The organism is Mesorhizobium sp. M2A.F.Ca.ET.042.01.1.1 (assembly GCF_003997405.1).
Classification (GTDB): Bacteria; Pseudomonadota; Alphaproteobacteria; order Rhizobiales; family Rhizobiaceae; genus Mesorhizobium.
Genome location: NZ_RZRX01000247.1, coordinates 1 through 9,392 on the forward strand (window position 1 = coordinate 1; position 9,392 = coordinate 9,392).

The 9,392-nt window shown below is 65.1% G+C and carries 8 protein-coding genes and 1 pseudogene; 6 read left to right on the forward strand and 3 right to left on the reverse strand.

The window, feature by feature from the left end; genetic code table 11:
- Positions 1-215 (reverse strand): annotated as a pseudogene (locus EOA23_RS27680) (histidine phosphatase family protein); the annotation flags it as partial.
- 162 nt (positions 216-377) lie between these two features.
- Here EOA23_RS27680 and EOA23_RS27685 point away from each other — a divergent pair.
- From EOA23_RS27685 to EOA23_RS27695, 3 genes are all read left to right on the forward strand, one after another.
- Complete coding sequence (locus EOA23_RS27685; RefSeq protein WP_127306485.1) at positions 378-1,328, forward strand: AEC family transporter; 951 nt, start codon at positions 378-380, stop codon at positions 1,326-1,328.
- A gap of 169 nt (positions 1,329-1,497) precedes the next feature.
- Positions 1,498-2,955: an NAD-dependent succinate-semialdehyde dehydrogenase gene (locus tag EOA23_RS27690; protein ID WP_127306486.1), complete on the forward strand. Its 1,458-nt coding sequence runs from the start codon at positions 1,498-1,500 to the stop codon at positions 2,953-2,955.
- Positions 2,956-3,148: 193 nt separating this feature from the next.
- Positions 3,149-4,174: an aldose epimerase family protein gene (locus EOA23_RS27695; RefSeq protein WP_127306487.1), complete on the forward strand. Its 1,026-nt coding sequence runs from the start codon at positions 3,149-3,151 to the stop codon at positions 4,172-4,174.
- A gap of 45 nt (positions 4,175-4,219) precedes the next feature.
- Here EOA23_RS27695 and EOA23_RS27700 read toward each other — a convergent pair whose 3' ends face one another.
- Positions 4,220-5,140, reverse strand: a complete 921-nt coding sequence (locus EOA23_RS27700; RefSeq protein ID WP_127306488.1) for a sugar kinase — start codon at positions 5,138-5,140, stop codon at positions 4,220-4,222.
- Between the two features lie 157 nt (positions 5,141-5,297).
- Between EOA23_RS27700 and EOA23_RS27705 the strand changes: the two genes are divergently transcribed.
- Together EOA23_RS27705 and EOA23_RS27710 are read left to right on the forward strand one after the other, a co-directional pair.
- Positions 5,298-5,741 (forward strand): FixH family protein, encoded by a 444-nt coding sequence (locus EOA23_RS27705; protein WP_126060323.1) that lies wholly within the window; start codon positions 5,298-5,300, stop codon positions 5,739-5,741.
- A gap of 7 nt (positions 5,742-5,748) precedes the next feature.
- The gene (locus EOA23_RS27710) at positions 5,749-6,957 is read left to right on the forward strand and encodes a cytochrome c peroxidase (RefSeq protein WP_127306489.1); all 1,209 of its coding nucleotides are present in this window, start codon (positions 5,749-5,751) and stop codon (positions 6,955-6,957) included.
- Here the strand turns inward: EOA23_RS27710 and EOA23_RS27715 are convergent.
- The gene (locus tag EOA23_RS27715) at positions 6,954-7,406 is read right to left on the reverse strand and encodes an Lrp/AsnC ligand binding domain-containing protein (protein ID WP_127306490.1); all 453 of its coding nucleotides are present in this window, start codon (positions 7,404-7,406) and stop codon (positions 6,954-6,956) included. The two genes, EOA23_RS27710 and EOA23_RS27715, sit on opposite strands and share 4 nt — an antisense overlap.
- 165 nt (positions 7,407-7,571) lie before the next feature.
- On the opposite strand from EOA23_RS27715, the gene putA reads away from it, so the two are divergent.
- The coding region (gene putA, locus EOA23_RS27720; RefSeq protein ID WP_127306491.1) for a bifunctional proline dehydrogenase/L-glutamate gamma-semialdehyde dehydrogenase PutA at positions 7,572-9,392 on the forward strand (1,821 nt) is incomplete at its 3' end.

Here is a 9,392-nt window from a genome sequence, read left to right on the forward strand (position 1 = left end):
ATGCGGCTTGCCTGCTGCTTGCCGCGCTCCGACAAATTGAGCTGCGTGGCACAATTGCCGATGTCGAAATTGGCCGGGTCGGTCGCCCCGGTGACGAAGGCATGGCGAAGCAGCACGACATGGCCGCCGTCGCGCAGCAGCGCCCAGCCGGCATCGGTCGCGTGGGCAAGGCTCGGAACAACTAGAAGAAAAAGCGCCAGAACAAGTCGCAGCATCGGAAGTCCTTTGGCGGCCCGGACGGGCCGAGGCCGTGATCGGCATATAGGGATCGCAAAGCCGTCCGGAAAACAAGCAGAGGCGCCGGAGATCAGCGTGCGGCGCCAATTGCACACCGGCCGGGGCTCGCCTATCACGGGAAAAATGTCTCCGCCCGCAAAATGACTCCACTCACCGAAACCGTCCTCTTCGTCTTCAGCCTCGTGGCGCTTGGCTATCTGGCCGGGCTGACCGGCTATCTGAAGCCGGCGAGCGGGGAGGGCATTTCCGAATTCGCCGTCAATGTGGCGATGCCGCTGCTTCTGTTCCAAACCATGGTCAAGTCGGATTTCCACGGTGTGGCGCCATGGTCGCTGTGGGGCGCCTATTTCGCTGCCGTCGCCATCACCTGGGCCGCGGGCCATCTGGTCACGACGCGGCTGTTTGGTCGGGACGCACGCGCGGGGATCGTCGGCGGCGTGTCCTCGGCCTATTCCAACGTCGTGCTGCTAGGCGCCCCTTTCATCCTGGGCATATTCGGCGCCAGCGGCTTCGAGGTGCTGTCGCTGCTGGTCTCGGTCCACCTGCCGATTATGATGATGGCCTCGATCGTGCTGTTCGAGATGTTCGGGCGCGGCAGCGGCGAGGCGGTGCACCCGCTGCGCGTTGTCAAAAGCTTCCTCAGGCGCCTGTTCATCAATCCACTGATCATCGGCATCCTGGCAGGGCTCGCCTGGCGCCTCACCGGCGCGCCGCTGCCGGACCTCGTCGAGCGGCTGGTCGACACGCTTGCCGATACGGCAGGCCCGGTGGCGCTGTTCGCCATGGGGCTCAGCCTGCGCCGCTTCGGCATCTCCGGCAATATCCGGCCCGCGCTGGCGCTGTCGGTGCTGAAGCTGTTCCTGATGCCGGCGCTGGTGCTGGTCTTCGTCTGGCTGCTCGGTCTGCCGCCGCTGACCTCCAAGGTCGCGATCGTCGCCGCGGCGCTGCCGTCGGGCATCAATTCCTACCTGATCGCCGTCCAGTTCAACACCGGCCAGGCGCTGGCCTCGAACCAGATGACGCTTGCCACGGCGAGTGCGGTGCTGACCACGTCGTTCTGGTTGACGGTGGTGATCCACGTCTTCGGATAGAGCCGTCGAACGCGGCTCGCTTTTGCTGGCCCAACCCCTATATGCCATCTTGTGATTGCTTGCCTGCCTTTCCCTAGGTAAGAGCAATGCGTCGGCGTGCGCCCCTTGGGCACGCTTCAAAGGATATCCAGAAAAACGGCCGATCAGCGCGCCGAACGGAGGCCAGACCATGCTTCAGAAAACCAGCCATTTCATGCGCCAGGCCAATCTCATCAATGGTGAATGGGTGCAGGCCGACAGCGGCCAGACCATCGACGTCAACAATCCGGCGACGGGCCTGAAGATCGGCACCGTGCCGAAGGCCGGCAAGGCCGAGACCCGCCGCGCCATCGAGGCTGCCGAGGAAGCCTTCAAGAGCTGGCGCAAGACCACGGCGCTCGAGCGCTCGAAACTGCTGCGCAAGCTGCATGACGCGATGATGGACAATCAGGACGTGCTGGCCGAGCTGCTGACCATCGAGCAGGGCAAGTCGCTCACCGAATCCAAGGGCGAGATCGGCTCGTCCGCGGCCTACATCCTGTGGTTCGCCGAGGAAGGCCGCCGCGTCTATGGCGATATCGTGCCGTCGCCATGGGGCGACCGCCGCATCCTTGTGACCAAGGAGCCGGTCGGCGTCATCGCCGCCATCACGCCATGGAATTTTCCGTCCTCGATGCTCGCCCGCAAGATCGGCCCGGCCTTGGCCGCCGGCTGCACGGCTGTGGTGAAGCCTGCCTCGCAGACGCCTTATTCGGGCCTCGCTTGGGGCGCGCTGGTCGAGGAAGTCGGCTTCCCCAAGGGCGTTGTCAACGTCGTGACCGGCTCGGCCGGCGAGATCGGCGACGAACTCTGCACCAATCCGCTGGTCAAGAAGATCACCTTCACCGGTTCGACCGAGATCGGCAAGCTTCTGATCCAGAAGTCCGCCACGACGGTCAAGAAAGTGTCGATGGAGCTCGGCGGCAACGCGCCGTTCCTGGTCTTCGACGACGCTGACGTCGACCGCGCGGTGGCCGGCGCCATCACCGCGAAGTACCGCAATTCCGGCCAGACTTGCGTGTGCACCAACCGCTTCCTCGTCCAGGCAGGCATCTATGACCAGTTCGTCGAGAAGCTCGCCGCCGCCAGCAACAACCTCAAGGTCGGCTCGGGCCTCGAGGAAGGCGTGCAGCAGGGACCGCTGATCGACGAGAAGGCGGTCGAGAAGGTCGAGGAATTCATCTCCGACGCCACTTCGAAGGGCGGCAAGGTCGTCGCCGGCGGCAAGCGCCATGCACTGGGCGGCTCGTTCTTCCAGCCGACGGTGATCTCCGGCGCCACGCCGAACATGCGCTTCATGAAGGAAGAGATTTTTGGGCCGATCGCGCCCGTGTTCAAGTTCGAGACCGAGGAAGAGGCGGTGGCCTTGGCCAACGACACCGAGTTCGGCCTCGCCGCTTATTTCTACACCGGCAATCTCGGCCGAGCCTTCCGGGTCATGGAAGGTCTGAAATATGGCATGGTCGGCGTCAATGAAGGCCTGATCACCACGCCGGAGGCGCCGTTCGGCGGCGTCAAGGAATCGGGTCTCGGCCGCGAAGGCGGGCATCAGGGCATCGAGGACTATCTCGACACCAAATATGCCTGCTTCGGCGGCCTGGGGCTCTGATATCGACCGGCCGTACCGGATAGGTTTTGAAGAGCCGCCCGTCGTTTCACTGAAACGATGGGCGGCTCTATCTGTTTGGTTCAGTGAAATCCCGGTCGAAAAACAGTCAGACATCTGGAATTGCCAGAGCCTGCCCTTGCCGGATCATCCATAGCCGGCCTAAATCCATTGATCGACAACTTACATTTCGGGCATGGCGATGAAGGACGGCGAGGTCTTCGGCACGACGCAGGCGGGCGAGGCCGTACGCCGGTTCACGATCCGGGGCTGCGGCTTGACCGCCAACATCATCGGACTGGGCGCGATCGTCCAGGATCTTCGACTGAACGGCCACGACGCGCCGCTGGTGCTGGGCTACGACCGCTTCGAACCTTACGAGACCGACCGCGCCTTCTTCGGCGCCGTGGTCGGCCGCTTCGCCAACCGCATCGGCGGCGGCCGTTTCACCATTGCCGGCCAGCGCTACCAGACCGAGCAGAATTTTCTCGGCAAGCACACGCTGCATGGCGGCTCGGAAGGCTTTTTCCACCGGCCATGGACCGTCTCGCTGCATGGCCGCGATTTCGTGACGCTGACGCTGCACGATCCGGACGGCGCGATGGGTTTTCCCGGCGCGCTCGACGTCACCTGCACCTACCGGCTGAAGATCCCCGGCACGCTCAGCATGGAACTGACCGCGACTTGCGAGGAGCCGACGCTCTGCAATCTGGCGCAGCACTCCTATTTCAACCTCGACGATGGCGGCGCCGGCGACATCCTCGACCATCGGCTGATGCTCAACGCCGGCGCCTACACGCCCGTCGATGACGAGATGATCCCGACAGGTGTCGTGAAGCCGGTCGACGGCACACCTTTCGATTTCCGGCAGGCGCGGGCGCTGCGCATGGAAATGGAGGGCGAGCAGCTTCAATACGACCTGAATTACTGCCTCGCCTCCAGCCGTGGACCGCTGCACCAGGCTGCCTGGGTGCAAGGCGCCAATTCCGGCGTCGAGATGGAAGTCTGGACCACCGAGCCTGGACTGCAGCTCTATAGCGGCCAGTTCGTCGCGCCGACATCGCCCGGGCTCGACGGCCGCCACTACAAGGGGTTTTCAGGCCTCTGCCTCGAAGCGCAGACCTGGCCGGACTCGCCGAACCGGCCTTATTTCCCGCAGGCCACATTGTGGCCAGGGCAGATTTATCATCAGGTCACGGAATACCGCTTCCGCTTGCCGTAAAGTTTCTCGATATCGAAGTAAGGCGCGCTAACGCTTCGACAGTGCTTAACTGTCGAACGCGACCCGCAACGTCTCGAACGGGGCCAGCGCACCCCGAACCTGCACGACCGCGGCCGCCACTTTATGCGCGCGGCGCACCGCGTCGGCAGGCGCGTGGCCGGCAAGCCGCGCGGCAAGATAGCCGCCGTTGAAGGAATCGCCGGCCCCCGTGGTGTCGACCGGGGCGGCCACGTGCACCGCGTCCACGGTTTGCGAAGCGCCGTTCAGCGCGATCAGGGCCGGCTGCTCGCCATTCTTGACCACGACCTCGCCGGTCAGCTCGCCTAGGCGCTCCGCCGTCGCCTGCGGCGTCGGATCCCCGAACAGCATCTGTTCGTCCGGAAAGGTCGGCAGCGCGATGTCGGCCACGGCAAGCGCCTCCAGGGTAGCGGCCTGGGCTGCCTCGCGGCTCGGCCACAGACGCGGCCGGTAATTCGGGTCGAAGGCGACGAGCGAGCCGGCGGCCCGGGCCGCACCTATGGCCGTCAGCAAGGTTTTCCGCGCGGCCTCGTCCAGAATTGCCAGGGTGATTCCGGAAAAATAGACAAGCGCCTGGTTTTGAAGGCTTTTCGCGAGCGCCGCCGGATCGGAGGCGAGCTGGCGCGCTGCCGCGTCGCTTCGCCAATAGGTAAAGGCGCGCTCGGCTCCGGTGAGCGTGATGGCGTAAAGGCCGGGGCGCGCGCCGGCAATGACCGGACTGTTGCCTATGCCGATGCCGTTCTGGCCGAAGAAGGCGATCTGGTCGCGCGAGAAGGGATCGTCGCCGAAGGCCGAGACATAAGTCGCGGGGTGCTCCGGGCTCAGCGCGTGCAATGCCCACAGCGTGTTGAAGGTGTCGCCGGCAAAGCCCATGCGCCAGCTGTCGCCGGTCTGTCCCGACAATTCGATCATGCATTCGCCGATCGACGCGATACCCTTGGCGGCCATGTGGTTCTATCCTTCTTAAGGTCTTGTTGCTGTAGCTTTTTGCGGCCGGCAGCGCCATGCTTGGCTGCCGGCGAATTTTGCGCCAGAAACGATTTCCCACAGGCAGGGCGGGACGCGGCGAGCGGCCCGCGACGTTAGCAGCCGAAGAGGAACGGGTTTGGCATCGATATGGCGTTACATCCTTGCGGGGCTCGGCCTGGCCGCGTTGCTGGTCGGCATCGTGGCCGTCGTCTATCTGACGCTGCCGCATTCGGCGTCCGGTCCGGACCTGTCGCGCTCCAAGAAGACGGCGAACGGGCTGTTCGTCGCGAGCTTCGAGCCGGAGCGCGGCGTCATCCGGCAGGGCGAGCTGCAATCCTGGCTGCTGACGCTGAAGACCGCCGCCGGCGCGCCGGTGGAGGGGGCGGCCATCACCGTTTCCGGCGGGATGCCGCAGCACAATCACGGCCTGCCAACCAGTCCGCAGGCGACCGATTATCTTGGCGAGGGGCGCTACCGCATCGACGGCGTGAAATTCACGATGAGCGGCTGGTGGCAGCTGCACTTCGGTATCTCGGCGGCGGCGGGTTCCGATTCCGTCGTCTTCAACGTCGTGTTGTGAGCGTTCGATGAGTCGTCTGACGAGCGTTGCATGCCTCCTGGCTTTGGCCGCTCTCGCCTTGCTGGGTGGCTGCGGCGAGCCGCAATTCAGCGACGCTGAGAAGAAGACCATCGCGTCTTTGGCGCTGAACACGCTGCCATCATTGAAACCCGACACCACGAACCAGTATGCGGATATGCCGGCGGCCGCCGCGCTTGGCTCGACGCTGTTCTTCGATGTCGGCATGAGCCGCGACCGCACGGTCTCGTGCTCGACCTGCCACAAGATCGACCGCCAGTTCCAGGACGACCTGCCGCAGGCGGTCGGCGTCGGCCACACCAACCGCCGCACCATGCCGCTGGCGGGTGTGGCGCGCAATCCATGGTACTTCTGGGACGGCAGGCGCGACAGCCTGTGGGCGCAGGCGCTGACGCCGCTTGAAAACCCGCTGGAGCAGGCCGGCAACCGGGCAGCCTTCGCGCACTACATCAAGAAGCGGTTCGGCGAGCGCTACGAGCGCATTTTTGGGCCGCTGCCGGACCTTTCCACCGTGCCGGCCAATGCCAGCCCGCTCGGTAGCGACGCCGAGAAGGCGGCGTGGAACGCGATGCCCGCCTCTCAGCAGGACGATGTCAACCGAGTCTACGCCAATATCGGCAAGGCGATCGCCGCCTTCGAGCGCTCGATCGAACCTCAGCAGACGCGCTTCGACCGCTTCGCCATCGATCTGGCGACCGGCGCCAAGCCAGAAGGAGACGCGGCGTTCTCGCCGGAAGAGATCCTCGGGCTGAAACTGTTCATCGGCAAGGCCAATTGCGTGACCTGCCACAATGGTCCGCGCTTCACCGACAGCGCCTTCCACAACACCGGCGTGCCGCCGGTCGACGGCCTGCCGCCGGACCGCGGGCGCGTCGATGCGGTGGCGCAGGTCGAGGCCGACCCGTTCAACTGCCTCGGCAAATTCCGCGACGGCGACGAGAGCGCCTGCCGCGAGCTGCGCTTCATGGTCAAGGACGGTCCGCAAATCACGCGCGCCTATAAGACGCCGTCGCTCAGGGGCGCGGCGGATCGCCCGCCTTACATGCATGCCGGCCAGTTCTCGACACTCGATGAAGTGGTGGCGCATTATTCGAAGGCGCCGCCCAGCGTTGAAGGCGTATCGGAAGTGCATCCACTCGACCTGTCCGATCGCGAGCGCGCGGCGCTGGTGGCGTTTTTGAAGACGCTTTCTGATTAGCGATCCTTCACCGTCTCCATCGCCACGAAAGTCGAGGTCTGCGCCACATGCGGCAGGGCCGAAATGCGCTCGCCGAGCACGCGGCGATAGGCGGCGATGTCGGTGGTGCGGACCTTCAGCAGATAGTCGAAGCTCGAGGCCATCATGTGGCACTGCTCGATCTCGGGCACGCCCTGAACAGCGCGGTTGAAAGCATCGAGCGCCGCCGAGCGCGTGTCCGACAGCTTCACTTGGACGAAGGCGACATGACCTTCGCCCATGCGCTCGCGATCGATGATGGCGCGGTAGCCTCTGATGTAGCCGTCCTTCTCCAATCGTTTCACGCGCGCCTGCACCGGCGTCTTCGACAGGCCGACCTTCAAAGCCAGTTCCGACATCGAAAGCCTGCCGTCGCGCCCGAGCGCGGCCAGGATGTTGCGGTCGATGCGGTCCAATTGGTCTTCGATCATCGAAATGGCAGCCGAAACGATGGGAATTCGGCTTCAATGATAGTTCAATTGGCCTGCCTTGTCGATTTCTTTGGACCGACTGGAATCCGAAGCTGTGCTAGCTTTGCACCATTCGGTCCGGCGACCCCCGGAACGTTCGCTCATGCTCGCTTTCATGGACCCGATATGCCGCTCGACGCCATCCGCCAGCAGATCCGCGCCAATTATTTGCCCGACGAAGACGAGGCGGTGAAGCGCCTGTCGGCGACGGCGGGATTGTCGGCCGAGGAGCGCAAGGCGATCTCGGCGCGCGCGGCCGATCTGGTGCGCGCGGTGCGTGGCTCGACCGATCCCAGGCTGATGGAGGTCTTCCTCTCGGCCTACGGCCTGTCGACCAAGGAAGGCGTGGCGCTGATGTGCCTGGCCGAAGCGCTGCTGCGCGTGCCCGACACCGAGACGATGGACGATCTCATCGCGGACAAGATCGCACCGCATGACTGGTCGGCGCATTCGGGCGGCTCGAGTTCGATCTTCGTCAACGCCTCGACCTGGGCGCTGATGCTCACCGGCCGCGTGCTCGACGAAGGCGAGGGCGGCATCGAAGGCACGTTGCGCGCCATGGTGCGCCGGCTAGGCGAGCCGGTGATCCGCAAGGCGGTCGCCGCTGCGATGCGCGAGATGGGCGAGCAGTTCGTGCTCGGCCGCACCATCGCCGAGGCCGTCAAGCGCGGCCGGCCGATGACGCAGAAGGGCTATCTCTATTCCTTCGACATGCTGGGCGAGGCGGCGCGTACCGAGGCCGATGCGCTGCGCTACCACCGCGCCTATGCGGATGCGATCTCGTCGCTCGATGCCGGGTCGAACGGCCCCGACATCCGCTACAATCACGGCATTTCGGTCAAGCTCTCGGCGCTGCACCCGCGCTACGAGGTGGCGCAGCGCGAGACCATGCTGCCGGTGATGGCCGAGCGGCTACTGTCGCTGGCGCTTGCCGCCCGGCATTCGCGCATGGGTCTCAACATCGATGCCGAGGAGGCAGACCGCCTCGACCTGTCGCTCGACGTCATCGAACGCGTCCTGGCCGAGCCGGAACTTGCCGGCTGGGACGGCTTCGGCGTCGTCGTCCAGGCCTATGGCCCGCGCGCGGCTTTCGCCATCGACTGGCTCTATGCGCTCGCGAAGAAATACGACCGCCGGATCATGGTGCGGCTGGTCAAGGGTGCCTATTGGGACACGGAGATCAAGCGGGCGCAGACGCTGGGTCTTGCCGGCTACCCGGTCTTCACCCGCAAGGCCAACACCGACGTTTCGTATCTGGCCTGCGCGAAGAAGCTTTTGTCGATGACCGACCGCATCTATCCGCAGTTCGCCACCCACAACGCGCACACTGTCGCCGCCATCCTGTCGATGGCGAAGGACCGCGACAGCTTCGAGTTCCAGCGCCTGCATGGCATGGGCGAGGCGCTGCATGAAACCGTGCGGCAGGCCGAAGGCACGCGCTGCCGCATCTATGCGCCGGTCGGCGCGCATTCGGACCTGCTTGCCTATCTGGTCCGGCGTTTGCTGGAAAACGGCGCCAATTCCTCCTTCGTGCACCAACTGACCGACGAGGAAGTCGAGCCGGAGGAGATTGCGCGCGATCCGCTCACGGTTGTCGAGATGCAGGGCCCCGCCGCCAATCCGGCGATCGCGCGTCCCTCAGCGATCTTCGGCGCCGGACGCCGCAACTCGAAGGGCTTCGACATCACCGATCCGGTGACGCTCGCGGCCATCGACAAGGCGAGGGCGGAATTTGCCGGAGCGGACCGCTGGCATGCCAGGCCGATCACGCGCGCCGCCGGCTACGGCAAGCAGCGCCAGATCGTCAATCCGGCCAAGCCGGACGAGGTGGTCGGCACGGTGCATGAAGCTGCGGCCAAGCAGGTGGCGACCGCCGTGCGCATCGCCGTCGACGCGCAACCCGCCTGGGCGAAGCGTCCGGTTGCCGAGCGCGCCGCGATCCTCAAC

Bases quoted from the DNA above. Each gene is read 5' to 3' on its own strand.
- EOA23_RS27685 (WP_127306485.1), top strand. From the start codon at position 378: ATGACTCCACTCACCGAAACCGTCCTCTTCGTCTTCAGCCTCGTGGCG.
- EOA23_RS27690 (WP_127306486.1), top strand. From the start codon at position 1,498: ATGCTTCAGAAAACCAGCCATTTCATGCGCCAGGCCAATCTCATCAAT.
- EOA23_RS27695 (WP_127306487.1), top strand. From the start codon at position 3,149: ATGGCGATGAAGGACGGCGAGGTCTTCGGCACGACGCAGGCGGGCGAG.
- EOA23_RS27700 (WP_127306488.1), bottom strand. From the start codon at position 5,140: ATGGCCGCCAAGGGTATCGCGTCGATCGGCGAATGCATGATCGAATTG.
- EOA23_RS27710 (WP_127306489.1), top strand. From the start codon at position 5,749: ATGAGTCGTCTGACGAGCGTTGCATGCCTCCTGGCTTTGGCCGCTCTC.
- EOA23_RS27715 (WP_127306490.1), bottom strand. From the start codon at position 7,406: ATGATCGAAGACCAATTGGACCGCATCGACCGCAACATCCTGGCCGCG.